This is a genomic window from Williamsia muralis NBRC 105860, assembly GCF_001598915.1.
In the GTDB taxonomy this organism is placed as follows: domain Bacteria; phylum Actinomycetota; class Actinomycetes; order Mycobacteriales; family Mycobacteriaceae; genus Williamsia; species Williamsia muralis.
In genome coordinates, this window is sequence record NZ_BDAP01000006.1 from 76,341 (window position 1) to 100,550 (window position 24,210).

The 24,210-nt window shown below is 65.5% G+C and carries 23 protein-coding genes; 19 read left to right on the plus strand and 4 right to left on the minus strand.

The genetic code is table 11. The features are described 5' to 3' along the window. Window positions 1-11: 11 nt before the first annotated feature. The 8 genes from WIMU1_RS20510 to WIMU1_RS20545 all read left to right on the plus strand — a co-directional run bounded on the left by WIMU1_RS20510 (window position 12) and on the right by WIMU1_RS20545 (window position 6,902). On the plus strand, window positions 12-1,247 hold the full coding sequence (locus WIMU1_RS20510; RefSeq protein WP_158599275.1) for a type VII secretion-associated protein: 1,236 nt from the start codon (window positions 12-14) through the stop codon (window positions 1,245-1,247). Between the two features lie 194 nt (window positions 1,248-1,441). Continuing rightward, window positions 1,442-1,885 (plus strand): 50S ribosomal protein L13, encoded by a 444-nt coding sequence (rplM, locus tag WIMU1_RS20515; RefSeq protein ID WP_023961983.1) that lies wholly within the window; start codon window positions 1,442-1,444, stop codon window positions 1,883-1,885. After that, a complete protein-coding gene (gene rpsI, locus WIMU1_RS20520) occupies window positions 1,882-2,430 on the plus strand; it encodes a 30S ribosomal protein S9 (RefSeq protein ID WP_062799986.1) in 549 nt (182 codons plus the stop codon). Before rplM ends, rpsI begins: the two co-directional genes overlap by 4 nt. 97 nt (window positions 2,431-2,527) lie before the next feature. After that, complete coding sequence (glmM, locus tag WIMU1_RS20525) at window positions 2,528-3,889, plus strand: phosphoglucosamine mutase (protein ID WP_062799988.1); 1,362 nt, start codon at window positions 2,528-2,530, stop codon at window positions 3,887-3,889. A gap of 11 nt (window positions 3,890-3,900) precedes the next feature. Further along, window positions 3,901-4,581 carry an HAD family hydrolase gene (locus WIMU1_RS20530; RefSeq protein WP_245969068.1) on the plus strand — a complete coding sequence of 227 codons (681 nt, stop codon included), beginning with the start codon at window positions 3,901-3,903 and terminating at the stop codon, window positions 4,579-4,581. Window positions 4,582-4,628: 47 nt separating this feature from the next. Next, entirely contained in the window at window positions 4,629-4,955 is a 327-nt protein-coding gene (locus WIMU1_RS20535; protein ID WP_120802764.1) for a hypothetical protein, read from the plus strand. After that, entirely contained in the window at window positions 4,948-6,513 is a 1,566-nt protein-coding gene (locus WIMU1_RS20540) for a hypothetical protein (RefSeq protein WP_147431397.1), read from the plus strand. The genes WIMU1_RS20535 and WIMU1_RS20540 overlap by 8 nt, the downstream gene beginning before the upstream one ends. Next, window positions 6,510-6,902 carry a hypothetical protein gene (locus tag WIMU1_RS20545; protein ID WP_062799994.1) on the plus strand — a complete coding sequence of 131 codons (393 nt, stop codon included), beginning with the start codon at window positions 6,510-6,512 and terminating at the stop codon, window positions 6,900-6,902. The genes WIMU1_RS20540 and WIMU1_RS20545 overlap by 4 nt, the downstream gene beginning before the upstream one ends. Before the next feature lie 61 nt (window positions 6,903-6,963). On the opposite strand, the gene WIMU1_RS20550 is transcribed toward WIMU1_RS20545, so the two are convergent. Then, on the minus strand, window positions 6,964-7,815 hold the full coding sequence (locus tag WIMU1_RS20550; RefSeq protein ID WP_062799996.1) for a dienelactone hydrolase family protein: 852 nt from the start codon (window positions 7,813-7,815) through the stop codon (window positions 6,964-6,966). Between the two features lie 122 nt (window positions 7,816-7,937). Between WIMU1_RS20550 and WIMU1_RS20555 the strand changes: the two genes are divergently transcribed. Next, window positions 7,938-9,350 carry an alanine--tRNA ligase-related protein gene (locus WIMU1_RS20555; RefSeq protein ID WP_030171035.1) on the plus strand — a complete coding sequence of 471 codons (1,413 nt, stop codon included), beginning with the start codon at window positions 7,938-7,940 and terminating at the stop codon, window positions 9,348-9,350. 72 nt (window positions 9,351-9,422) lie between these two features. Here the strand turns inward: WIMU1_RS20555 and WIMU1_RS20560 are convergent, their stop codons facing one another. Together WIMU1_RS20560 and WIMU1_RS20570 are read right to left on the minus strand one after the other, a co-directional pair. After that, complete coding sequence (locus WIMU1_RS20560) at window positions 9,423-11,552, minus strand: bifunctional lysylphosphatidylglycerol flippase/synthetase MprF (protein WP_084248436.1); 2,130 nt, start codon at window positions 11,550-11,552, stop codon at window positions 9,423-9,425. Between the two features lie 113 nt (window positions 11,553-11,665). Next, the gene (locus WIMU1_RS20570) at window positions 11,666-12,952 is read right to left on the minus strand and encodes an alpha/beta hydrolase (RefSeq protein ID WP_062800002.1); all 1,287 of its coding nucleotides are present in this window, start codon (window positions 12,950-12,952) and stop codon (window positions 11,666-11,668) included. Between the two features lie 379 nt (window positions 12,953-13,331). Between WIMU1_RS20570 and glmS the strand changes: the two genes are divergently transcribed. Genes glmS through tsaD form a run of 8 tightly spaced genes read left to right on the plus strand, consistent with a single transcriptional unit; the run spans window position 13,332 to window position 21,616 of the window. Continuing rightward, window positions 13,332-15,194 (plus strand): glutamine--fructose-6-phosphate transaminase (isomerizing), encoded by a 1,863-nt coding sequence (gene glmS, locus WIMU1_RS20575; protein ID WP_062800004.1) that lies wholly within the window; start codon window positions 13,332-13,334, stop codon window positions 15,192-15,194. A gap of 13 nt (window positions 15,195-15,207) precedes the next feature. Further along, window positions 15,208-16,668, plus strand: a complete 1,461-nt coding sequence (locus WIMU1_RS20580; protein ID WP_062800005.1) for an NAD(P)H-hydrate dehydratase — start codon at window positions 15,208-15,210, stop codon at window positions 16,666-16,668. Continuing rightward, window positions 16,665-17,840, plus strand: a complete 1,176-nt coding sequence (gene alr, locus WIMU1_RS20585) for an alanine racemase (RefSeq protein ID WP_062800007.1) — start codon at window positions 16,665-16,667, stop codon at window positions 17,838-17,840. Before WIMU1_RS20580 ends, alr begins: the two co-directional genes overlap by 4 nt. After that, a complete protein-coding gene (locus WIMU1_RS20590) occupies window positions 17,840-18,886 on the plus strand; it encodes an alpha/beta fold hydrolase (protein WP_062800009.1) in 1,047 nt (348 codons plus the stop codon). The genes alr and WIMU1_RS20590 overlap by 1 nt, the downstream gene beginning before the upstream one ends. Then, on the plus strand, window positions 18,883-19,344 hold the full coding sequence (gene tsaE, locus WIMU1_RS20595; RefSeq protein WP_062800011.1) for a tRNA (adenosine(37)-N6)-threonylcarbamoyltransferase complex ATPase subunit type 1 TsaE: 462 nt from the start codon (window positions 18,883-18,885) through the stop codon (window positions 19,342-19,344). Before WIMU1_RS20590 ends, tsaE begins: the two co-directional genes overlap by 4 nt. 60 nt (window positions 19,345-19,404) lie before the next feature. Further along, window positions 19,405-20,097, plus strand: a complete 693-nt coding sequence (gene tsaB / locus WIMU1_RS20600; RefSeq protein ID WP_062800012.1) for a tRNA (adenosine(37)-N6)-threonylcarbamoyltransferase complex dimerization subunit type 1 TsaB — start codon at window positions 19,405-19,407, stop codon at window positions 20,095-20,097. After that, on the plus strand, window positions 20,094-20,588 hold the full coding sequence (gene rimI, locus WIMU1_RS20605; protein ID WP_062800014.1) for a ribosomal protein S18-alanine N-acetyltransferase: 495 nt from the start codon (window positions 20,094-20,096) through the stop codon (window positions 20,586-20,588). Before tsaB ends, rimI begins: the two co-directional genes overlap by 4 nt. Next, window positions 20,585-21,616: a tRNA (adenosine(37)-N6)-threonylcarbamoyltransferase complex transferase subunit TsaD gene (gene tsaD / locus WIMU1_RS20610; protein ID WP_062800015.1), complete on the plus strand. Its 1,032-nt coding sequence runs from the start codon at window positions 20,585-20,587 to the stop codon at window positions 21,614-21,616. The genes rimI and tsaD overlap by 4 nt, the downstream gene beginning before the upstream one ends. A 7-nt stretch (window positions 21,617-21,623) precedes the next feature. On the opposite strand, the gene WIMU1_RS20615 is transcribed toward tsaD, so the two are convergent. Further along, window positions 21,624-22,064 carry a MarR family winged helix-turn-helix transcriptional regulator gene (locus WIMU1_RS20615; protein WP_062800017.1) on the minus strand — a complete coding sequence of 147 codons (441 nt, stop codon included), beginning with the start codon at window positions 22,062-22,064 and terminating at the stop codon, window positions 21,624-21,626. Between the two features lie 155 nt (window positions 22,065-22,219). Between WIMU1_RS20615 and WIMU1_RS20620 the strand changes: the two genes are divergently transcribed. Together WIMU1_RS20620 and groES are read left to right on the plus strand one after the other, a co-directional pair. Next, a complete protein-coding gene (locus tag WIMU1_RS20620; RefSeq protein WP_245969272.1) occupies window positions 22,220-23,677 on the plus strand; it encodes an MFS transporter in 1,458 nt (485 codons plus the stop codon). 180 nt (window positions 23,678-23,857) lie between these two features. After that, entirely contained in the window at window positions 23,858-24,157 is a 300-nt protein-coding gene (gene groES, locus WIMU1_RS20625) for a co-chaperone GroES (RefSeq protein WP_030171070.1), read from the plus strand. Window positions 24,158-24,210 lie beyond the last annotated feature (53 nt).

Sequence of the window (24,210 nt, forward strand, 5' to 3'; positions counted from 1 at the left end):
TGACACCCGACGTGAGAGACAAAGAGCCCGCGGCGTCGCCGACGGTCCGACCGATACGGATGGTGGTCGCCGACATCGCCTATGACGACGTGGTGGTTGCCGGGCGTGAACCCTGCTCCGTCAAAGCCCTTGTCCGCGGCATCAACGGATCGTCGGTGGCCGTCGACGGGGTGAGGATTTCTACCGCGGCGGCATGGTCAGAGGTGTTCGCCCGAGCGCTCGAAGGCCTCGGGGCCGTGGAGCTGGCACACCCGACGACATGGGGTGTCCGACGGACCGAGATCTTGCGGCAGGCGGCGCAACCCCACTGTGGCCATCTGGTGCTGACACCGCGTGCTTCGGTCATCGCCGAATCGCATCTGGGATCTTCCACGCAGCGGGCACTGGTGATCGAGGTCCACTCCCGGATCGACATCCATGAGATGGATCGGTCAGCCGGCAGCTGGACCGTTGTCGGGACCTCGGTGGCCACTGCCGAGACGGTTGCTCTTCGACTGGGTGACATCGTCGACAACCGCGTCGAGGCAATCCTCGTCGATGGCACCGACCCAGCGGCAGTTGCGGAGGTTCTGCGGTGTTGCGAAGTCCACACAGTGGTCGGTCGGGTCGCGGCAGTGCAGCGATCACTGATCCACCGCTTCGGTGGCGCCGCATTGCCGGTGGACGAGGGCATTCGCGAACCGCCGACCGATGGCCGGACGCCGGTGCGCCGACGAGTCGCCGGGGCCGTGGCAGCGACCGCGGCTGTGGTGATCGCAGTGGTGGTGATCGCGTTGATGGTCGACAACGGACGCGCCGGTGTGCCGCCGCCTGCGGACCGCGAGGCCCAGCTCGGGCGCGTCGCCGTGACCGTGCCCGTCGAGTGGCGCGAGAGCTCGGAGCCAGCAGCCGAAGGTGTTGTGTCCCGCACCACCTTCGCTGCACCCGGCGACGACCGGCGGATCATCGTCTTGCAGAACACGGTGCGCAACACGTCGACCCTGGCCTCGGTGGCGGGCAGCCTGCGCAATCGCATCGGGCAGCGCGGCGACGACGTCGTCCAGGAGTTCTCAGCCAGCACGCGTTACGCAGGCCGGGAGGTGATCAGCTACCGCGAGGTGCCCGTCTCCGGAGGGCCGATCAGGTGGTACTTGCTGGTGTCGGCGGGGTTGCAGGTGAGTGTGGGATGTCAGGGCGGATCCGCAGGTGAGACGATCGACGAGCAGTGCCGGGTCGCGGTGGGTGCGGTGCGGATAGGAGCGCCATGACGTTCGAGTCCGCCGCACGGCCGGCGCCGGTCTGCGGCGTTTTGACCTGTCGACTGCCCGGCCGGTACTGTTGACCGTTGGTGCGCGACCGCCTGTAGCCAGGTGTAGTCGAGGCCCGGGTCCCCACTGGTCGCCGGGAACTACCTCTGCCGTGTTCCAGACCAGCTCCAGTTCACCAGACATGAGGACTATCTGTGCCTACTTACACCCCGAAGGCCGGTGACATCACCCGTACGTGGCATGTCATCGACGCCACCGACGTGGTGCTCGGCCGCCTCGCTGTGCAGAGCGCGACGCTCCTGCGCGGCAAGCACAAGCCGACCTACGCACCCCACATGGACGGTGGCGACTTCGTCGTCATCATCAACGCCGAGAAGGTTGCCGTCAGCGGAAACAAGCGCGACGACAAGCTTGTCTACCGCCACTCGGGATACCCGGGCGGCCTGAGGTCCCGCACTGTCGGTGAGTCGCTGGCAACCCAGCCGGAACGCCTCGTCGAGAAGGCGATCGTCGGGATGCTCCCGAAGACCAAGCTCGGGCGGGCCATGGCCTCCAAGCTGAAGGTCTACGCAGGCCCCAACCATCCCCACACGGCGCAGCAGCCCGTGCCCTTCGAGATCACCCAGGTTGCCCAGTGACGGCGCCGGAGGAGCAGAACGTGTCCGATGTGAACGAAGCCGAAGCAGTGGCTCCCGAAGTGGTCGAGGCCGAGGTCGGCGCTGACGACTACACCGTGGACGACACCACCGCAGACGTTGCCGACGAGCCGGCCGTCACCCGCGCGCCGATCGATCTCGATCGCCCGATCCAGACCGTGGGCCGTCGTAAAGAGGCCGTCGTCCGCGTCCGGATGTCACCGGGCACCGGTGCCTTCAAGTTGAACGGCCGCACCCTGGAGGAGTACTTCCCCAACAAGGTGCACCAGCAGCTCATCAAGGCGCCGTTCGTCACCGTCGAGCGCTCCGACGCTTTCGACATCGCTGCCAATCTGCACGGTGGCGGACCTTCGGGACAGGCCGGCGCTCTGCGTCTGGCCATCGCTCGTGCCCTCATCGAGGTCACCCCAGAGGATCGCGGAGCCCTCAAGAAGGCCGGCTTCCTCACCCGTGACCCGCGTGCGGTGGAGCGCAAGAAGTACGGCCTCAAGAAGGCCCGTAAGGCTTCGCAGTACAGCAAGCGCTGATTTCTTCAGCCCGCAAGAAACACCAAGTCGAACTTGGCACAGGCAGGCGTTCAGTTTCACTGGACGCCTGCCTGTGTATTTAGAGCGAAGGATGTCAATGGGGCACCTGTTCGGTACCGATGGCGTACGTGGTCTGGCAAATGCCGACCTGACCCCCGAGTTGGCGCTGTCGCTGTCGCAGGCAGCGGCACGTGTACTGCCGCAGGATCGGTCCGGGTCCGGCCGCCCCACAGCGCCGGCCTCTGGCCGCCGCCCCATAGCGATCGTGGGCCGGGACACGCGGGCGTCGGGGGAGATGCTCGAAGCCGCCGTCTGTGCCGGTCTGACCGCGGCGGGTGTCGATGCCCTGCGAGTCGGCGTCGTTCCCACCCCGGCTGTTGCGTATCTGACCGACTTCTACGACGCTGCCTTCGGCGTGATGATCTCGGCCTCGCATAATCCCATGCCCGACAACGGGATCAAGTTCTTCGCCGCTGGTGGGCACAAACTCGCCGACGCCGCCGAGGACGCGATCGAGTCCGCGCTGGACACCGTGTTCGACCGGCCGACCGGTGCGGATGTCGGCCGCGTTCGCGATGCGCACGATGGACTCGACGCGTACCTGACCCATCTGTCCGCAGCTGTGGACGTCAACTTGAAGTCGGTGACCGTGGTGGTCGATTGTGCCCATGGCGCCGCCTATGCGGCTGCGCCACGTGCCTATCGCGCTGCCGGTGCCACCGTGATCGCGATCAGCGCGAACCCCGATGGCGAGAACATCAACAAGGATTGCGGCTCAACACATCTCGATCGGGTTCAAGCAGCAGTTCTGGAATACGGGGCCGACCTCGGACTCGCTCACGACGGCGACGCGGACCGCTGCCTCGCGGTCGATGCCGCGGGACAGGTCGTCGACGGCGACGCCATCATGGCCGTCTTGGCCAGTGCCATGAAAGATGCCGGCCGCCTCAAGGACAACACCCTCGTCGCCACGGTGATGAGCAACCTCGGGTTGCATCTGGCGATGACCGACGCCGGGATCACTGTGCGTACCACCGCCGTCGGTGACCGCTACGTCCTCGAGGAGCTCCGTGCCGGCGGATTCTCGCTCGGTGGCGAACAGTCGGGACACGTGGTGATCCCTTCGCACGGCACCACGGGAGACGGCATCCTGACCGGGCTTGCGTTGATGGGCCGGATGGCCGAGACCGGTAGGTCGCTGGCCGATCTGGCATCCATCATGAGTGCGTTGCCGCAAGTCCTTCTCAACGTGCGGGTTGCCGACAAAAACGTTGTGGCCGAGGCAGCTTCGGTCAAGCAGGCAGTGACCGACGGTGAGGCCGAACTCGGCGCCACCGGACGAGTGCTGCTCCGGCCCTCCGGTACCGAGCAACTCGTGCGTGTCATGGTGGAGGCAGCCACCACAGAGCAGGCGCATTCGGTGGCCACCAAAATCGCGGCCGCTGTCGAGTCTGCCTGACTTTGCCACCCGTGAGCGCTGTCCTGTTCGACTTCTCGGGCACCCTCTTCCGGTTCACCGAACGGTCCGAGTGGTTCACACGCCTGCGCCAGGAATCCGGGGAAGAGTTCGAAGGAGAGGCGCAGTCCGAGATCATCCGAAGGATGACCGCTCCGGTCGGGATGCCGCCGGGTCTGCCTACCGAAGACGAATTCGCATGGGAACGAAGAGATCTGGACCCGCTACTGCACCGTAGGGCTTACTTGTCGGTTCTGAGGGCATCCGGACTCACGTTGCCCGGTCATGCGGAATTGTTGTACGAGCGGGTGGTCGATCCGTCGTCGTGGAAACCGTATCCGGACACCGGAGACTGTCTGCGGCGACTCCGGGAACGCGGAATCAAGGTGGGGGTCGTCAGCAACATCGCGTTTGATGTCCGCGCGGTGTTCGACATACATGACATGGCCGGACTCGTCGACGACTTCACCCTGTCCTTTGAGGTCGGTGTCACCAAACCCGATCCGCGAATCTTTACTCTCGCTGCGGGTCACCTGGGTGTTGACCCCGTCGATGTGTTGATGGTGGGTGACAGCGAAGAGGCTGACGGTGGTGCCCGGGCAGTGGGATGCCGGTTCGCGCTGGTCGAACCTGCGCCTGTCGAACAGCGGCCACACGCGCTCCTTGACGCGGTGTCCGGCTTGCTCGGGCAATAGAACGGAACCTCTCCATGCCCCGCAACGTCTGATTTCGGGGAGGCATCATGAGCGAGCAGACGTGGATGGACACATCCGCGGTACAAGGGGTCGGCGAGGTATTTCGGAGTGGTGCCCGGGCGGTCGAGGTCGCTGCGGGTGCTGTCGCCGACTGCTCGTTCGGCTCACACGCGGGAACGCGGTACGCGACCCACGGCGAGCAGTATGCAGCTGGACTGCTTGCGGTGGTGTCATCGGTGAACCGCTTCGTCGAGTCGTCGCGGAGCATCGCCGGGGGACTCTTCGATGCAGCCGCAACGCTGACAGGCGAGGACGTGGTGAATGCTGCGACGTTCGACCCCGCGACCACCGGGAATGGCGGCCTCCATGGGTGAGACGCCCGGTCTCGCACAACAATTGACGGACCAACGGTCGGCGGCGGAGAACAGCGTCCGCTTCTTCGACAACGTCGGCCCGCTGGCGCGGCGGCTGGGGATGGAAAACGTTCCCTCCGGTGACGTGTGCCGGAATCGCCTGCTCGAGACCGAGGACCTGGACACCGACACGCTGCGAGCCGACGGTCGAATCGTGTTGGGCCTTCAGACCGTCGCGGCGGCCGAACTGCAGAATCAGACCGGCCAGGACGCCGTACTGGGAACCTGTTGGCCCACGGGGTCCGGCATCGTCGCCCGCACTCGCCTTCAGGACGCGCACATCCCGCGCGCGACGGTTGATGTGGCGGCGTTGGCGGACATCGGCTCTGGGATGGTGGTGGCTGCCGACGCCATCGAGGCGGCCCGGTTGGCCAAGTTCTGGTGCGTCGCCGCCATCACACCCGACACTCTGCTCGGGATCCCGATCAGTTCATGGCTGACACTGGTCACCACCCCGGGTTCGCCCGCCGCCGAACTGACAGCTGCGATCGACAGCACCGTCGCGTTGTTCAACACCGCCGTCACCTTGTGCGACGACGCCATCGATGCGGTTCTCACCGGGCTGTGTACGGCGATGGCACAGGTGGACGTCTCGGACTACGCAGGCGGCGACTGTGAGAGGGGACAGCTGGTGTCCTCGGACGAGACACTGGTGCGATGCGCCGCTCACAACTCTGAACCGATCGCCTCCGAGCGCGATTGCCACGCTGCGGTAGAGGTTTCTGGACCAGGTGGCGGGGTTCGCGAATCTCCGGGCATCACAACGGTGTCCGCACCGGCACCGGACTCCGGGCCGGTGAACTCGACCTCGGCGTGCGAACCGGGGGCGCAGCCCGTGAAGACGCAGCCGGTGATGACGGCACAGTCGGGGGTGGCGAGCCCATGGACGTCCATGGTGGGTGGTGCCGATCTCTCAGCGGTACTCGGGTCCGTCGCTGTGGCAGTCGGTTCGGCTGTGGCAGGCTCGATCACAGGTGTGATCGAGATGGTGGCGAACGCAAGCGGCGCAGTGATGCCGCCTCCGGCGAGCCCCGAGGGCACCGAGCATGCGGCGGACGCGGGCGGTGAGACAGCTGAACCGCCGGCCTCGACCCCGTTGGGAGACAAACGGTTCGACCTGAAAGGGTCATCCGACTCGGGCGCGCCCGAATGTCCGGACCCTCAGGTGTCTTTGGCGCCACCGGATGCTGTCCGGCCGGAGGAGCAAGCGTGCGAGATCACCACCGCGGACGGCCAGAGCAAGATCGGTGACGACCTGACTTTCGAGGAGCAAGCGCCGGTACCGGCGACTCCCGGTGACCCCGAACCGCCAGACGCGCCCGAGACGGATCGCGAGTCTCTCGATCAATGTCCGACGCCCGGTTCCCCGGGGATCCAAGCTCCGAGAAGCAAAGACGATGTCGATACCCCCGGCGCTCCTGGCAATCTCGATGCGACACCGGTGACACCGCAGGCCTCTGAGCGCGACGCGGTGGCACCGCCCGACGACGGACTCCTGGCTCTGGCCGGTGAGCAATGAGCCTGACCGACCTGTTCGACAACATCGCCGCCAGAGTCGGTACTCACAGTGCCGAGGCCGTGGCCGGCTACCGCAAAAGTCAGCAGGCACTCGGTGAGAAGGTCCGGACGAGTGCCGAGAACGCAACGCACGGTCGCGGTGTCACACGGGCATCGGTGGCTGCGGGCGGCGCAATCCTGCTCCCCGCGAACGACATCGACCTCAGCCCCCACACCCCGTACCCAGCCCCGGGTGAGTCAGCGGACAACCCGACGATCGGGGCCAAGGCAACTCTGGGCACCGGTGCGAAGGACTCATCGACGCCGTTCCCCGGTCAGTCCGGCGTCGAGGTGGAGGACTGTCAGGACACCGCGTTCTCGTACACATCCGGTTGGCTGTCCGACCGCTGAACGCCGGAGCTCGGTGTGGTGCCAGCCGTTGGGCAACAGCGTTGGACCTCGAACAACCGCGCTAGCCCTTGAGCAGCTTGGTGAGTGGGTCGACGATCTCCTCCATGCCAGGCGCGAGTGCATCGGGGTCGATCGTCATCAGCTTGCCGAGTTCGGCTGCCGGGTCACTGAATGCGGCGTACGTGACGTCGCCCGTCAGTTGGTGCAACAGGAATCCGGTGAGTACCGCGCGCGTCAGCTTCTGCGTCTTCTTGTCGTTGCCCCCGGCACCCAGCCTGGCCCGAACACTGAAGCCTTCGGCCAGTCCTCGGTTGTCGGATTTGGGGACCAGGCGCAACACCGACTGTCCGGCCAGAGCGCGACGCAGCGCGAGCGCATTGGACGTCATCGATTCGAGTTCGCCGGGCGCGGCAAGGATCAGCGCGGACTGGCGGACCTCCGCGGCGGCGGGGAGCACGGCAGAACTGGTCGGCGCCGGGTAGAGGGCAGCGAGTGCCTTGGCCTTGCTGCTCCGTGACGCGGCCAACGTCGCGGCCGATGCGCCGAAGCCATGACCGGCGACCGCCAGACGCTGCTTGTGCACGGTGATGTCGCCGGCACCGAGGCGGACCTCGGTGATGATCGACAGGGTGGTCTCGAGATCAGCGGCCAGTCCTTGATCGGAACCGAGCATGCCCTTCTCGGTGGTGGGCGCCGCGGCGACGATGCCCCACGAGGCCAGATGCGCGAGGGTCTTGTTGTACTGCTTGGCGCCCGTGAGCCAGCCATGACCGAACGCCACCCCGGGCAGGTCCTTCCCGGCGGCGGGCGCGTAGACGGTGCCCGGCAATCCGACAATCGCCATATCGCCGCGCAAGACCTTGTGCGGTCCTGTCTTGGACAGCTGCGAGAGGAGCTTCTTGGGGTTGGCCACGAACTGACTCTAAGCGATCGTGTTGCCGGCCGACATCACCCGTTGCCCGTATCGGAGACAATTTTCGGGCCAACGCGCCGATTCGGCGCGCACACCGGCCGTGATCTTGGGACAGTTACCGGATGGATGCCAACGAAATCCGCAGCGCCTACCTCTCGCTGATGCAGGAGCGCGGCCACGCCCTCATCAACAGGGCCCCCCTGGTGCCTAAGGACGACCCCACCACACTCTTCACCGGCAGCGGGATGCAGCCATTGCTGAGATACCTGTTGGGCGCCGAACATCCGGACGGCAACCGGCTCGCCGATTCGCAGACCTGCCTTCGGTCGCAGGACATCGAGGAAGTCGGCGACAACCGGCACACCACATTTTTCGAGATGCTCGGCAACTGGAGTTTGGGCGATTACTTCAAGTCCGAGCAGATCCCGCTGTTCTGGCATTTCCTGACCGAGATCGTCGGACTCGATCCGAACAGGATCTACGTGACGGTGTTCTCGGGAGACCCCGAACACGGCATCCCCCGCGACGATGAGAGCGCGGACATCTGGACCGAGTTGTTCACCAAGGCCGGTGTCTCGTCGGACAGGGTGGTGCTGCTGACCGAAGAACAGGGCAACGAGCAAGGAAACCAAGGCGCGCGGATCGCGTATTACAGCGACAAGAACTGGTGGTCACGGTCCGGCGGTCCGGACACGATGCCCGTAGGCGACCCAGGCGGACCGGACAGCGAGGTCTTCTACTACTTCCCACAGGTGGAGCACGACACGGCTTTCGGCAAGTACCCGCATCAGAACTCCGATGGCGGTCAGTACATGGAGATCGGCAATTCGGTGTTCATGCAGTATTGCAAGACCGACGACGGGTTTGCGTTGCTGCCCAAGCAGAACGTCGACTACGGCGGCGGTCTCGAGAGGATCGCCGCGGCATCCATCGACAGTCCTGACGTATATCGCATCAGCCTCCTCTGGCCGATCGTCCAGAAGATCGAGGAGCTCTCGGGTGTGAGCTACGACGACAACACGGTTGCGATGCGAGTGATCGCCGACCACATCCGCGGTGCGGTGTTCCTTGCGGTGGACGGTGTGGTGCCGTCGAACAAGGAACAGGGTTATGTGATGCGACGGCTCGTTCGGCGGGCTATCCGTTTCGCCCATCAACTCGGTGTTCAGCAGAACCTGCTGACGGAGTTGGTCCCGGTCGTCGCCGGTCTGTACGCCGAGGCCTACCCGGAGGTGGCCGATCGGCGCGACGTGGTGATCGCCGTGCTGGAGAAGGAGGAACGGGCCTTCCGGCGCACCCTCGGCAAGGGCTTGCGAGAGTTGAAGCGACTGGGCAAGACCGGTGACACCGTCAACGGTGACGACCTCTTCAAGCTCTACGACACATTCGGATTCCCGGTGGAGCTGTCCACCGAAGAGGCCGTCAACCGAGAGCTGCCGCTGACCGAGAACTGGCGGGCAGAGTTCGATGCTGCCATCGAGGTGCAGCGGCAGCGATCGCAGGCCTCGACCAAACTCGGTGCCGGGACCGCCTGACCCAACCGAACTGCTGGTCAGCCCCGTCGGTGTGTATCCGCCGACGGGGCTTGCCTCTGTTCGCTGATGCCCTTACTCCCGTGTGGTGGCCAGCTTCAACATCTGACCTGGGGTGGCGTTGGGCAGGTACGCCCTGGTGAGAGCTAGTCCGATCCGTGGCAGATCGCCTTCATCGCGGAAGCACATGTACACCGGCTCGTACCTTGGTTGGAACTTCATCTTGAAGGCGTGCAATGAGCGGAACCCGTAGAACGGTTCCATTGCTGCTCCCAGCATGTCCAGCAGACGGTCCATGGCTTCCACATCGCCGGTGTCGTCGGCGGCACGGGCGAGCGGAGCGCCCGAGAGTGAGAGGATCTGCGCGCCTTCGGCTTTGAAAGCCAACGCAGAGCTCGCGATGAGGAATTCGATGACCGGGCGGAAGCCGTCGTCGCGTCGGCGCATCACGTCGAGCGTCCAGCCCTTCATCTGATCATCTCCACCGAACACCGGCAGCCACGACAAGACTCCGTGCACCGAACCCGTTTCGTCGATGGCAAGCGCCACACGGACTTCCGGGTCGAGGGCCTCCTCGACGCTGCCGAGTGTGAAACCCATTTCCGGTAGGCCCTTGTCGCCGACCCATTCCTCGGAGATAGCCCGCACCTGGGCGAGTACGGCGAACGGCTCGTCCTTCAGGGTTGTCAGTTTGAAGTTGATGCCTTCCTTCTTCGCCCTGTTGATCGCCGATCGGATGTCCTGCCACGGTTTGCCTTTGAAGGCCAGTGTGGGCAGGTCGATGATGGTGTCCTCGGCGATCTGCAAAGTGCGCCAGCCCATCTCGCGGGCGATCTCGGCCGTTGCCTCACTGACCGAGAACCAGCAGGGGATGCGTGCGCTGCTCTCGGCCATGTCGGTGAACTCGCGGATCGTCTCGGCCAGTTTCTCCGGGGCGCAGACGGGGTCCGCGAGGGCGATGACGGTGCCGGCCGGTCGCTGGTAGCCGATCACGCCTTCGCCGTCCTTGGTGAACGCGTACTGATTGTTCTCCCAGGTGATCATCCAGCTCATGGTGCTGCCCCCATATCTCTTGAGGAGGCTGCGTACCTGTTCGGCCGGATTCGATCCGCCCATGCCCGCCATGGCTTTCCGGCTGCGCAGCGGGACGTTGAACGCATACCGCCCGGCGAACAGCAACGACAGTTCGACGATCCACAACAGACCGGTACCAACAGTGACCGCGCCCTGACCCTTGAAGTCGGAGGTGATCACCGCGACCAACACGAAGACGAGCAACGCGACGTACAAGAGCCCGTAGATCACGGTGATCCACCATGCCCAGCGCCGTCCGCGCCGCAACTGGTCGGCGATCAGCAGCACGATCAGAACACTGACGATCGACCCCCAGCTGAGGCTGTCGTCGGAATCGGTGGGACCGAAGGGCCCGTCGCCGGGAAACACGGCGACAGCGATGTTGACGACACCGATGAGGACCAGGCCGAGAAAGCTGATCATCCGGATCTCTTGCCGCGTTCGCGGCATCACACCGGATTCACCTCGACTGAAGAACTTTTCGCCGACCACGAGCATCACCACTGCAGCGATGAGGTGGGTGACGTCATGCAGCGAGCCCTCGAAGAGGAAAGAAACAGCAACGTAGGCAAGGAGTATCGCCCGCACCCGCAGTCGCCACGGCGAGCGGAGTCTGGCACTTGCCGCGGCCACGGCAGCAACGATGGCGGTGGAATGGCCCACGTCCTGGACGTCGGCGAGATGGTCGACCCATTCCCAGCTGGTCGGCCGGAACAGCGCGATGAACGCGACGGCGCCCAGCTCGCCGATCAGTTGCCCCGCAATGGTGACAATGGCCACCCTGACCGTGCCCAGCAACCACTCACACCACCCGACAACAACGGCGAAGATGACGATGAGTGCGATGTAGTGCGCAGGTGTCAGCCCGAAGAGGGTGCCCGACAACGGAGTCCACCACTTACCGTCGGTGAGCGGGGGATAGCCATAGGCGACATCACCGAACCAGGACCGGTTCTCCACCGTCTCCCACAACGCTCCGGTGACGATGCCGAGAACGATCGTCACCGCGACCACGGTCGAGGTGAAGGGAACCTTGCGGATGGTCCAGGCCACCGGACCGAGCACCTTGGTGGCCCGCGACGGTGTCGGCTCGGCCGGGGGTGCCTCGGCAGTGGTGTCGGTCGTGCTCATCGGCGCCTTTCGCGTTGTGGAGCCGGTCGCGCCGGCCGAACGGACGGGCCCGTGCCCGCCGCTGGTGGTCGAGATGTGTGCAGAGTCGCTCTCGGAGGGGATTATTCCCTAGATCACGGCAATCCCAGGCGCTTACCGAGCCATGGCATCTCCAATTTCAGGCCTGCCGACCACACGGCGAACGAATGTCCGCCCGGGACGGTGTCGAAGTGGACGTCCATGCCGGCAGCCTGTGCGGCTTGGTAGACCTGCTGCAGGCCGGGCCGGTATTCCGCATCGTCCTTGCCCACGACAAAGGCGCCGGCCACCTGGGGGTACTTCTTCGACTTCATCAGGTCCATCGGATTGACCGCGGTGAACTTGGCCGCGTCTCCGCCGAATGCCTGGTCGATGGTTCGTTTGCGGTCACCGAGGCTGGGCTCGAGTTGGCCCGACATGTCCAGGAACGTCGGATACACCTCTGGGTGATTGGTGGTCATCTGCAATGAGCAGGTACCGCCGTACGACAACCCGCCGATAGCCCATCCCGACGGGTCCGTCTCGACCTGCAAGGTGTTCTTCACCCAGGTGGGCACATCCACCGACAGGTAGGTCGAGACGTTGCCGAGGTTGGAATCCATGCACAGTGGGTTGGCGAGTTCGTCGCCGGTGGCATCGGCGACCACCACAACGGGGGACAGTCCTTCGTTGGCAGCAGCGTATTGATCCATCGTCTGCGTCAACCGGCCGCCGACGAGCCAGTCTTCCGGTGACCCCGGTTGTCCGGCCATCAGCACCAGTACCGGCAGCAACGGACGGGGCTCGGCGAAGTAGGCGGGCGGTAGATAGACCTTGGCCGGTCGGGCGTTGAACTTCGAGACCTCACCCGGGATGGACGAGGTGATCACGCCGCCCTGCGACGGCAGGCCAGCGGGCTTGCGCCACTTGTCCACCTCCACGGTCTTGATGTCGGTGCTGCGGGCCTCGTCGATGGACACCGTCCTGACGTTGTTGATCCCGAAGACGGAGCCAACGGTCGGGTATTCGTCGAAGTGGTCATTGATCTGGGCGAGAGCCATCACCACCGCGAACACCGTCGCCAGGACAGTGATGATCCGGGCGGCCACGCCCCGGCCACGGATCAGCCTCGGAATGAACAGCAGCAGTGCGAACACCGCTGCGCCACCCCACATGTAGTTGGACGAGGGGATGGGGTCCGAGAACAGTTTCCAGACGTCTTCGATGAGCCACTTCGACACGAACACCAGAACGAAGCTGACGACCGCGGCAATCGGTACGACAACAAGAAGGTAGGCCTTCTGGGGCAGCAGGATCAGCCACAACAGCCCCAGGGCGCCGAGCAGGAGGATGGCCCACGGCAATGGTCCGTCGAGCACCGATATGTCCCACAGCCAGTCCATGTACGTCCTTCGGGAGGATGGACCCGAAAGTGGAGCCCGCATCGAAACCTACAGCGAAATGCGAGGTGACACGTGTGTACGAGGCAAAAAAGCGTGTTTGCAGATCGAACCGTGACCAGAGGGAATTGCTACAGGATTTTCACGTGGATCGCGGTGGAGAAGTGGGGGTTGACCCCGGTGGTGGAGGACATACGGATCGAACGTATCAAGGGCGTCCCAACCGACGCATCCCCCTCGACTCCCTGAGCTTGACGCTCGAGAACTGCAAGAGTTCGCACAGCGTAACCCATAACTTCACCTGCTGTCAGTGCGAACGCAAGAATCGGCACTTCACCAGCGACTTCTGTGTAACCGCGCGCGGCAAGTACCCTGTAGCACTATGTGTGGAATCGTCGGATACGTGGGCAGACGCGACGCCCTCGAGGTTGTCGTGGAAGCCCTGCGCCGGATGGAATACCGCGGGTACGACTCCGCTGGTGTGGCAATCCTCGACGGCGCCGGACATGCCGCAGTCGAGAAGAAGGCCGGACGGCTGGAGAACCTGGACAAGGAACTGGCCACCATCGGCCGCGAAGCATTCGCGGGCTCGACTGGTATGGGACATACGCGCTGGGCCACCCACGGGCGGCCGACCGACCGAAATGCGCACCCCCACACCAGCCTCGACGGCAAGATCGCCGTGGTCCACAACGGCATCATCGAGAACTTCGCGGTCCTGCGGGAAGAGGTGGAGAAGGCCGGCATCGAGTTCTCGTCCGACACGGATACCGAGACCGCCGTCCACCTGATGGCTCTGCAATACGCCAGTGGTTCGACGGCGGGCAACTTCGTCGACAGCGCATATGCGGTGCTGGGCCGGCTCGAGGGTGCGTTCACGCTTGTGTTCACGCACGCGGACCACCCCGACACCATCGTGGCCGCGCGCCGGTCCACTCCACTGGTGGTGGGTGTGGGCGAGGGCGAGATGTTCGTCGGCTCCGACGTCGCCGCATTCATCGAACACACCCGTGAGGCTGTTGAACTCGGTCAGGACCAGGTGGTCGTGATCACCGCCGACGACTACGCGATCACCGATTTCGAAGGCAACGAAGAATCCGGCAGGCCTTTCCACATCGACTGGGATCTGGCGGCTGCGGAAAAGGGTGGGCACGACTTCTTCATGCTCAAGGAGATCGCCGAGCAGCCACAGGCTCTCGCCGACACCCTGCTCGGGCACTTCGAGAACGGCCGGATCATCCTCGACGAGCAGCGACTCACCGACGACGACCTGCGCGACATCGACAAGGTGTTCGTGGTCGCCTGCGGTACTGCTTACCACGCGGGGTTGCTCGCCAAGTACGCCATCGAACACTGGACGCGTCTGCCGGTCGAGGTCGAGTTGGCCAGCGAATTCCGTTACCGCGACCCGGTTCTCGATCGTTCTACCCTTGTGGTTGCCATCTCGCAGTCGGGCGAGACCGCCGACACCTTGGAAGCGGTCCGGCACGCCAAAGAACAGAAGGCCCGGGTCTTGGCCATCTGCAACACCAATGGTGCGCAGATCCCACGAGAATCCGACGCCGTGCTCTACACCCACGCCGGACCCGAGATCGGGGTGGCGTCCACCAAGTGTTTCCTCGCGCAGATCGCAGCGACGTACCTGGTGGGTCTGGCGCTCGCACAGGCCAGGGGTACGAAGTATCCCGATGAGGTGGCACGCGAATACGCTGCGCTCGAAGCGATGCCGGCCGCGGTTGCCACAGTGCTCGAGACGGTCGAGCCGGTGCGTGCACTGGCCCGCGACCTGGCCGACCGGGGGACCGTCCTGTTCCTCGGGCGTCACGTCGGATACCCCGTCGCGCTCGAGGGCGCACTCAAACTCAAAGAACTCGCGTACATGCACGCCGAGGGCTTCGCTGCCGGTGAGCTCAAGCACGGGCCGATCGCACTGATCGAAGACGGTGTTCCGGTCATCATCGTGATGCCCTCACCGACGGGGCGGGCACTGCTGCACTCGAAGATGGTCAGCAACATCCGGGAAATCCAGGCGCGTGGAGCGACCACCATCGTCATCGCGGAAGAAGGTGACGAGTCGGCACGGAGCGTCGCCGACCATCTGATCGTGATCCCGCAGACGCCCACGTTGCTGCAGCCACTGGTTTCGACTGTGCCCCTGCAGGTCTTCGCTGCGGCTGTCGCTCAGGCGCGCGGGTACGACGTGGACAAGCCGCGCAACCTGGCCAAGTCCGTCACCGTCGAATAGGCCGGGCGGGGCGATGATCGACTACTTCACCGCCGACTCGATCCGGGCCGCCGAGGTGGCGACCGGCGATCTGTTGGTGCGCGGGGTGTTGATGGGTCGTGCGGCTCGCGCTGTCGCGGATGTGGTTGCGGCGGAACTGGTGTCACGATCGGGTAGTTGCTACGGACGCAAGGTCGGTGTGCTTGCGGGAGCCGGCGACAATGGGGCCGACGCTCTGTTCGCGGGCGCGCTACTACGCCGGCGGGGCGTCGACGTGCGCGCTGTCCTGCTGGCCGGCGACCGCACTCACGCAAGCAGTCTCGCCGCTTTCCGCGGCGCCGGCGGGCGTGTCACCGACAGCTTCTCGCCCGACGTCGATGTGGTGATCGACGGCATCGTGGGGCTGAGCGGTTCGGGACCACTGCGCCCGGAAGCGGCTCGGATCGTCGGTGAGCTCCCCGCGCCCATCGTGGCGGTGGACATCCCGTCAGGGGTCGATGCGGACACCGGGCAGGTCAATGACCCGGCCGTGCGGGCCGCGGTGACAGTGACATTCGGTGAATACCGGGTGGCTCACGTGCTCGCTGCACCCCAGTGTGGCCGGATCGTGTTGGCCGACATAGGCATCGAGGCTCACCGCCCGGCATTGCGGCAGTTGAGCAACGCCGAGGTGGCCGCGATGTGGCCGGTGCCCGGGCCGTCGGACGACAAATACAGCCAGGGAGTGGTCGGTGTCGTCGCGGGCTCGGCGCGCTATCCAGGGGCCGGCGTGTTGTGCAGTGGGGCGGCTGTCGTGGCCACCTCAGGAATGGTCCGGTACGTCGGAACGGCAGCGCCGCAGGTGCTTTCGCATTTCCCCGAGGTTGTCGCCAGTGATGAGCCGGAGAAGACGGGCAAGGTGCAGGCGTGGGTGATCGGGCCAGGCGCAGGAACCGATGACACCGGGATCAGGCGACTGCGACACGTGTTGGACACCGATCTGCCCGTGCTTGTCGACGCCGACGGACTGACACTGTTGGCCGCCCACCGTGAGCTGCTCACCACCCGCACCGCACCTACCTTGATCACCCCGCACGCCGGCGAGTTCGCCCGGATCACCGGACAGCCCCCCGGCGTCGACCGGATCGCGGCCGTGAAGGATCTCGCGGCAGAACTGGGTGCGACCGTGCTCCTCAAGGGGCGGGCGACACTGATCGCGGATCCCTCCGGGCAGGTACTGGTGAACGACGCAGGATCGTCGTGGGCTGCCACGGCCGGCGCCGGCGACGTGTTGTCGGGCATCGCAGGCAGTCTGCTGGCCGCAGGTCTGGAACCGTCGTTTGCCGCGGCTGCGGCAGCGCGAGTACATGCGCTGGCGGCGATCGCAGCGTCTGCGGGAGGGCCGAATCACGGCGGCGGGAATGCCCCGATCGGCGCGTCGGCATTGCTGGCGGCGGTGTCGCCCACCTTGCGTGCCCTCCTCGGCGGTGTCGAGTGCGACAATGGTGGGCGATGAATTCTCCGGCGCTCGAGGCCCGCATCGACTTGTCGGCGGTTGCCCACAACATCGAGGTCCTACAGGCACACACCACCGCTGCGCTGATGCCCGTGCTCAAAGCGGACGCGTACGGTCACGGCGCCGTGCAGGTCGCTGCTGCAGTGATGAGCGCTGGTGCGGCCGAGATCGGGGTCGCGACCATCGACGAAGCGCTGGCGTTGCGCCGGGGCGGGATCGACGCGCCTCTCCTGGCCTGGCTGCACGGCAGTTCGGCGGACTTCGGTGCTGCGATCGAGGCCGATGTGCAGATCGGTGTCTCCTCACCCCGCGAGCTGACTGCGGTCGTCGAGGCGGCTCGTACGGCGGGCCGTACCGCGTCGGTCACCGTGAAGGTCGACACCGGCTTGGCCCGTAACGGGGTGGCGGCAGATGAGTGGGACGAGCTGCGGGACGGCGTCGCTACTGCCTCGGCGGAACAATCGATCGTGCTACGCGGAGTGATGTCCCACCTCGTGCGCGGTGACGAACCCGGCCATCCACTCAACAGCCTGCAAGGTGAACGCCTCGATGAGGCCGTGGCCGACCTGCGCCGCCTCGGCGTGGGTCCAGAGATTGTGCACATCGCCAATTCCGCGGCCACGCTCACCAGGCCTGACCTGAGCCGAGATCTCGCCAGGCCCGGCATCGCCGTATACGGCCGATCGCCCGCCCCAGACCTCGGCGACTTCGGTTTGATCCCGGTGATGACTCTCTCGGCCGAAGTCTTGTCGGTCAAGAAGATCTCGGCAGGCCAAGGTGTTTCGTACAGTCACACGTGGACTGCACCGAGCGACACCACCGTTGCGTTGCTGCCGGCAGGCTATGCGGACGGGGTTCCGCGACTGCTGTCGAACACCCTGCGGGTCCACATCAACGGCCGGAGCTTTCCGAATGTCGGACGTGTCTGTATGGACCAGATGGTCGTCGACCTCGGCGCGGACGGCGGTGGTGTCGAAGTGGGCGATCGCGCGGTGCTGTTCGGGACGGGGGAGCATGGTGGACCCACCGCTCTCGAGTGGGCCGAGGCCATCGGCACCATCGACTACGAGATCGTCTCCGGAATCCGTGGGCGGGCGGTGCGGACGTATGTCGGTGCGCCAGCGCCGATTCCGAACGGCCGCCACACACCCGTCGCGGCGGGGCCCGGCTGATGGAGCGCACCGGACGCTGGGAGATCTTGGCCGGTACAGCCGGCATCGCGACTCTGGGCGCTCTCGCCGTGGGGGCGGCAGCGCGTTCGCTGACGCGGCGGCACCCCACCACCGACCCCAACTCCATCGAGGACTTCGGGGCGATCTACAACGATCGCCCGAGCATCGTGGTCGCCGATGATGGTGTGCCGCTGGCTGTTCGGGAAGTCGGTCCGGGAGATGCGCCGCTCACCGTCGTTTTTGTCCACGGCTTCTGCCTACGCATGTCCACGTGGCACTTCCAGCGCCGCGATCTCGCGCAGACGTGGGGTGACGACGTCCGCATGGTCTTCTTCGATCACCGGGGGCACGGTGAGTCTGCCCAGGCCGCCGCGGGCTCGTGCACCATCACGCAGATGGCCGCGGACCTCGAAACCGTTCTGCGCGTGGTTGTTCCGAATGGACCCGTGGTGCTGGTGGGGCACTCGATGGGCGGCATGGCGATCATGGCGTTGGCCAGTAGACGACCGGAACTGTTCGGGTCGAAAGTGGTCGGTGCCGGATTCGTGGCGAGCGCAGCCCACGGGATCACGCAGGCCGGCTTGGGACGTGGACTGCAGAATCCGCTGGTCGACGCCTTCAGGCTGTCCGTCCGGCAAGCCCCGCGAGCGGTGGAGGCAGGCCGGGGCGTGACGAGGATGCTGATGGCCCCGGTGCTGACCGCGGGCAGTTTCGGCTCTGCATACCATTCACCCGCCGTGATCGAGTTCACCGAATCGGTCATCCAGAACACGAGGATCGACACGGTCGTCAACTTCTTGCGTGCTCTCGAGGAGCACGACGAGACCTCCGGGCTCCCGGTACTCTCCGCGATCCCGACGATGGTCGTGTGCGGGTACGAAGACAAGGTCACGCCGGTGGCGAACTCGGTGGAACTGCACAACCGTCTGGGCAAGAACTGCGAACTGATCGGCGTTGCCGAGTGCGGCCACATGGTGATGATGGAGAACCCGCCGGCAGTCAACGACGCGATCAGCGAGCTCGTCGAGCGGGTACAGCGACCGTGACATCTGACGACCAGGCGGATTTCGAGCAGGAGACCCTGCCGACGGTGCAGGACACCGAGGCGTTCGGACGTGGCCTGGCCGCCGGCCTGGGCGCGGGAGATCTGGTGATCCTCGACGGGCCACTCGGCGCGGGCAAGACCGCTCTGGCACGGGGGATCGGGGCAGGTCTCGGCGTGCAGGGTCGCGTCACCTCACCCACGTTCATCATCGCGCGGGAGCACCGGCCGGGGCCGGGAGGTGGACCGGCGATGGTTCACGTCGACGCCTATCGGCTGGGTGGTCTGGAGGAACTCGACGCCCTCGACCTCGACACCGACCTCACCGACTCCGTGGTCGTCGTCGAATGGGGGGAGGGGGTGGCGGAACGGCTGAGTGGACGTCATCTGCTGGTTCGCCTGCGCCGTGACCTCGACACCGACGAGCGCACCGTCAACTATGGCTGGGTCACCCGCGGCTGACGCAGTCGGCGACGTCCGGTCGCCACGGCGCGTCGGCCGTCACGGGTAGGCTGGCTGATCGTGCTTGTCCTCGCAGTCGATACCGCAACGCCCGAGGTCGTGACCGGGATCGTGGAACTCGATACCGGCACGGTCGGATCATCGCCCGGCCGGCTCGCCGTGCGGTCCGAGCGTGTGGAGACCACCACGCGGGGCCACGCGGAGATCCTCACCACCCGCATCCTGGAATGCCTCGAAGAGGCAGGCGTCGCCAGGGCAGACCTCGACGCAGTTGTGGTGGGGCAAGGTCCCGGACCGTTCACCGGATTGCGTGTCGGGCTGGCCACCGGCGCTGCATTCGGCGATGCGCTGGGCGTCGACGTCCACGGAGTGTGCTCGCTGGACGCGATCGCGGTCGCGGCGAGCGACGTCGACTCCCTTCTTGTTGTCACCGACGCGCGCCGTCGGGAGGTCTACTGGGCGCGGTACACACGTGGCGCCCGTACCGACGGTCCGGACGTCATGACTCCCGCCGATCTCGCTGCCGCGCTCGAGCACGCAGCGGCGACCTCGCCGGGCATCGACGCGATTGCCGGGTCTCCCGCTCATACCGCGCTTTTCGACTACCCGGTGCTCACCGCTTCTGCTCCCACGGCCATCGGACTGGTTCAGGTGGCGTTGCCAGGACTCCTGTCGAGGACGCCACCCGCGCCGTTGACGCCGCTGTACCTTCGTCGACCGGATGCCGTGGAACTCAAGGACCGCAAGAAATGACCTCGTCGAAAGTGGAGATCGGGCCACTTCTCCCTCGCGACGCGGCCCGTTGCGCGGCCATCGAGAGCCTGCTGTTCGCGGGCGACTCGCCGTGGCCCGCACAAGCATTTCGTGCCGAGATCTCGACACGTCACAATCACTACTTCGCGGCCCGCGACGGCGACGACCTGGTCGGCTACGCGGGTATCTCCGTGCTCGGACCGGAGGGTGACTACGAGTGTGAAATCCACACGATCGCGGTCGCCCCGGAGCATCAGGGACACGGTCACGGACGGGAGCTGCTCGCGGCCCTGCTCGAGATCGCGGACAAGCGTCGGGCGCCGGTGTTCCTCGAGGTGCGTACCGACAACGAGGCGGCCATCAACTTGTACCGCCGCAACGGTTTTGAGATCGTGGGAACCCGCAAGGGCTACTACCAGCCCAGCGGGGCAGACGCGTACACGATGCGGCGTGAGCAGAGATCAGCCCCGCCCGAGGGAGGCCGACCATGATCGTCCTGGGTATCGAGAGTTCCTGTGACGAAACAGGTGTGGGAATCGTCCGGTGGAATGCCGACCGTACGACCACACTGCTGGCCGACGAGGTGGCCTCCAGTGTCGATGAGCATGCCCGATATGGGGGAGTGGTCCCCGAAGTCGCCTCCCGCGCACATCTGGAAGCCATTGTCCCGACCATGCGGCGGGCGCTCGCGACGGCGGACATCCGGGTGCCCGACGCCGTGGCGGTGACCATTGGTCCGGGACTCGCCGGTGCGCTGCTCGTAGGGGTGGCGGCAGCGAAAGCCTATGCGGCGGCGTGGGATGTGCCGCTGTACGCGGTGAACCACCTCGGCGGTCACGTTGCGGTCGACACCCTCGAACACGGCCCGATGCCGCCCTGCGTGGCGCTGTTGGTGTCGGGCGGACACACACACCTGTTGCACGTCGACGACCTCGGTGCGCCCATCGTGGAGTTGGGCACGACGGTCGACGACGCCGCCGGTGAAGCGTTCGACAAGGTTGCTCGCTTGCTGGGCCTCGGTTTCCCGGGTGGACCGGCACTCGATGCGGCTGCGGCACAGGGTGATCCGAACGCCATCCGGTTTCCCAGGGGCATGACCGGTCCGCGGGATGCGCGGCACGACTTCTCGTTCAGCGGTCTCAAGACTGCGGTTGCCCGATACGTGGAGCAATGCCGCCGTGATGGTGTCGAGCCGCCCGTCGCGGATATTGCGGCGTCTTTCCAGGAAGCGGTGGCCGACGTACTGACCATGAAGGCCGTGCGGGCATGCAGAGACGTCGGTGTGGACACGTTGGTGCTCGGCGGCGGCGCGACCGCGAACTCGAGAATCCGGTCGCTTGCGCGAGAACGCTGTGAGGACGCCGGGATCACCCTGAGGGTCCCGAAGCCGCGGTTGTGCACCGACAACGGTGTGATGATCGCGACCCTGGGTGCTCACGTGATTGCCGGTGGGGCAGTCCCGTCAGCTCTGACGGTGGCCACCGACCCGGGTCTGTCGGTGCAGGTCAGCAACTACTGATCCGCGATCAGCTCTGTGGGCCTTGATTCACTTCGATTGCGCCGCAGATCGATCCGGATGAATGGCATTCGGCCTCGGCACGGAGGATGGCGCGCTGGACGGGCTTGGCCGCCTCGTATCTGGCTCGCCCCTCGTCGGTGAGCTGTGTGAAGACGGACCGGCGGTCTTGCGGACACATGGATCGGCATGCCAATCCGTCTTTCTCGAGCCCGGCCACGAGACGGGACAGGGCGCTCTGACTCAGGTGGACTGATCCGGCGAGCTCGCTCATCCGGAGTTTGCAGTCGTCCGCGGCCGCGAGGAGCTCGAGGACCTCGAACTCGCTGTTCGAGATCTGTTGTGCTGCTTGCAATTCCCGGTCCAGATCGCACTGGAGGCGGTGGTACCGCACCGACAGCGAATGCCAGGCCTGGGCCAGGTCATCGTCGCTTCGGTGCGGGGTGGACATAGGGGCATCGTATCAGATGCAACCACATTATGTTCGTCTGCATTTTATGTAGACACATTAGATGCAAATGCATATAGTTCTGGACCATGACGGTTGAAACCACACCCGAAGACCCGAAGATCCAAGAACCCAGAACGACAAAGGAGAAGGAGTTGATGGCCGGCGACGCGCCGGCCACCGAGCACGTCACGTCTGCCGGCGGATGGACCGGCAAGACCTGGTTGTTGCTGGTGGTTCTTGCCGGCGCGCTGTTCCTCGACGGGCTGGACGTCTCGATGGTGGGGGTTGCGCTCCCCTCGATGGGCTCCGAACTCGCCATGGACCAGGCCCAGCTGCAGTGGATCGTCAGCGGATACGTCCTCGGCTACGGGGGCCTGTTGCTACTGGGAGGAAGAGCCAGTGACCTACTCGGTCGTCGCAGGGTGTTCCTCACGGCACTGGCCGTGTTCGGCGTCGCCTCCGTCGTCAGCGCGGCGACCGAGATCGACACCCTGATCATCGCGCTGCGCTTCGTCAAAGGCGTGGCCGCGGCCTTCACGGTGCCCGCAGGCCTGTCGATCATCACCACGACCTTCGCCGAGGGGCCGGCCCGCAACAAAGCACTGTCGATCTACACCGTGTGCGGTGCCAGCGGGTTCTCCCTGGGCCTCGTCTTCGGTGGGCTGCTCACCGAATTGTCCTGGCGCGCAACTCTGATCTTCCCCGGCCCCGTTGCGCTGCTGCTACTCGTGGTGGGTGCCCGGGTGATCGCGAAGTCGCCCCGCGCGGCGTTCAACTGGTCGCACTTCGACGTCATCGGCGCGGTCACCAGTACATCTGCGCTGTTGATCCTCGTGTTCGCCGTGGTGCAGGCGCCTGAGGTCGGCTGGGCAGCGACGTCGACCATCGTCCTGTTTGTCATCGCAGGTCTACTCGCTGCGGCCTTCATCGCGGTGGAGGTGCGGCACAAGCACCCCCTGCTCCGCCTGGGGATCTTGCGGTCGATCACGCTCGTGCACGCCAACCTGTCGGCCGCGGCGATGTTCGGTGGCTATGTGGCCTTCCAGTTCGTCGTCACGCTGTACCTGCAGAACTCTTTGGGTTGGTCGCCGATCGAGATGGCACTCGGGTTCCTGCCCGCCGGTGTGCTCGTGGTCGCCAGCGCGTTCTTCATGGACCGGGTGCTCGACCGCGTGAGCACCAAGCTGCTCATCGCGGGCGGCTTCGTGGCGTTCCTCATCGGATACCTGTGGTTCCTCCGCGTGGAGCCGGGTATGAACTACTTCGTCTTCCTGCTGCCGACCATCCTGTTCCTCGGCATCGGGTTCGCGGCCACGTTCCCCTCGGTCAACTCCCAGGCCACCGCCGGTGTGTCGGACGACGAACAGGGACTGGCCTCAGGGCTCGTCAACACCAGCATCCAGATCGGTGGCGCGCTGATGATGGCGGTGATCACCGCCATCCTCGGCAGTGCCGAACCCGGGCGTCCGGGGGAGTTGATCGGCGGCATGGTCCCGGCCATCACGGTGATCGCAGTGCTGACCGTGGTCGCCCTCGTCTCGACGCTGGGCCTGATCGGATGGGAGCGTCGTCGCGACCGCGCCGTCGCGACGAAGGTATCGGTCCCGGTATGAGAAGTTCGCACACTCTCACCTTGAGTGCTGGCACTCGCATGTATAGAGTGCTAGTCGGCACCCAGTGAGGTTCCGGCACCCGCGACGACGGGACCGATCCAGGCGCCGTATACGTTCCGAACAGCTAAACAGGGTCCGGTCTTCGGGCCCGAACTACCCCGAAAGTGGAGGGCTCACATCGTGGCGAGCGTGAACATCAAGCCGCTCGAGGACAAGATCCTCGTTCAGGCCAATGAGGCCGAGACGACGACTGCGTCCGGCCTGGTCATCCCCGACACGGCCAAGGAAAAGCCGCAAGAGGGCACCGTCGTCGCCGTTGGCGAAGGACGCGTGAACGAGCAGGGCAACCGGATCCCGGTCGACGTCAAAGAAGGCGACACCGTCATCTACAGCAAGTACGGCGGCACCGAGATCAAGTACTCCGGCGAGGAGTACCTGATCCTGTCGGCGCGTGACGTGCTGGCAGTCATCTCCAAGTAACTCTGGTTCGACACCGCCCCGGCGTCCCCATGCGGGGTAGCCGGGGCGGCTGT

What these genes read in the sequence shown, in the direction of transcription:
- WIMU1_RS20545 (WP_062799994.1), top strand. Translation starts at nt 6,510, where the DNA reads ATGAGCCTGACCGACCTGTTCGACAACATCGCCGCCAGAGTCGGTACT.
- WIMU1_RS20555 (WP_030171035.1), top strand. Translation starts at nt 7,938, where the DNA reads ATGGATGCCAACGAAATCCGCAGCGCCTACCTCTCGCTGATGCAGGAG.
- WIMU1_RS20590 (WP_062800009.1), top strand. Translation starts at nt 17,840, where the DNA reads ATGGAGCGCACCGGACGCTGGGAGATCTTGGCCGGTACAGCCGGCATC.
- rimI (WP_062800014.1), top strand. Translation starts at nt 20,094, where the DNA reads ATGACCTCGTCGAAAGTGGAGATCGGGCCACTTCTCCCTCGCGACGCG.
- WIMU1_RS20560 (WP_084248436.1), bottom strand. Translation starts at nt 11,552, where the DNA reads ATGAGCACGACCGACACCACTGCCGAGGCACCCCCGGCCGAGCCGACA.
- glmM (WP_062799988.1), top strand. Translation starts at nt 2,528, where the DNA reads ATGGGGCACCTGTTCGGTACCGATGGCGTACGTGGTCTGGCAAATGCC.
- WIMU1_RS20535 (WP_120802764.1), top strand. Translation starts at nt 4,629, where the DNA reads ATGAGCGAGCAGACGTGGATGGACACATCCGCGGTACAAGGGGTCGGC.
- WIMU1_RS20540 (WP_147431397.1), top strand. Translation starts at nt 4,948, where the DNA reads ATGGGTGAGACGCCCGGTCTCGCACAACAATTGACGGACCAACGGTCG.
- WIMU1_RS20580 (WP_062800005.1), top strand. Translation starts at nt 15,208, where the DNA reads ATGATCGACTACTTCACCGCCGACTCGATCCGGGCCGCCGAGGTGGCG.
- WIMU1_RS20570 (WP_062800002.1), bottom strand. Translation starts at nt 12,952, where the DNA reads ATGGACTGGCTGTGGGACATATCGGTGCTCGACGGACCATTGCCGTGG.
- glmS (WP_062800004.1), top strand. Translation starts at nt 13,332, where the DNA reads ATGTGTGGAATCGTCGGATACGTGGGCAGACGCGACGCCCTCGAGGTT.
- tsaD (WP_062800015.1), top strand. Translation starts at nt 20,585, where the DNA reads ATGATCGTCCTGGGTATCGAGAGTTCCTGTGACGAAACAGGTGTGGGA.
- alr (WP_062800007.1), top strand. Translation starts at nt 16,665, where the DNA reads ATGAATTCTCCGGCGCTCGAGGCCCGCATCGACTTGTCGGCGGTTGCC.
- WIMU1_RS20620 (WP_245969272.1), top strand. Translation starts at nt 22,220, where the DNA reads ATGGCCGGCGACGCGCCGGCCACCGAGCACGTCACGTCTGCCGGCGGA.
- WIMU1_RS20615 (WP_062800017.1), bottom strand. Translation starts at nt 22,064, where the DNA reads ATGTCCACCCCGCACCGAAGCGACGATGACCTGGCCCAGGCCTGGCAT.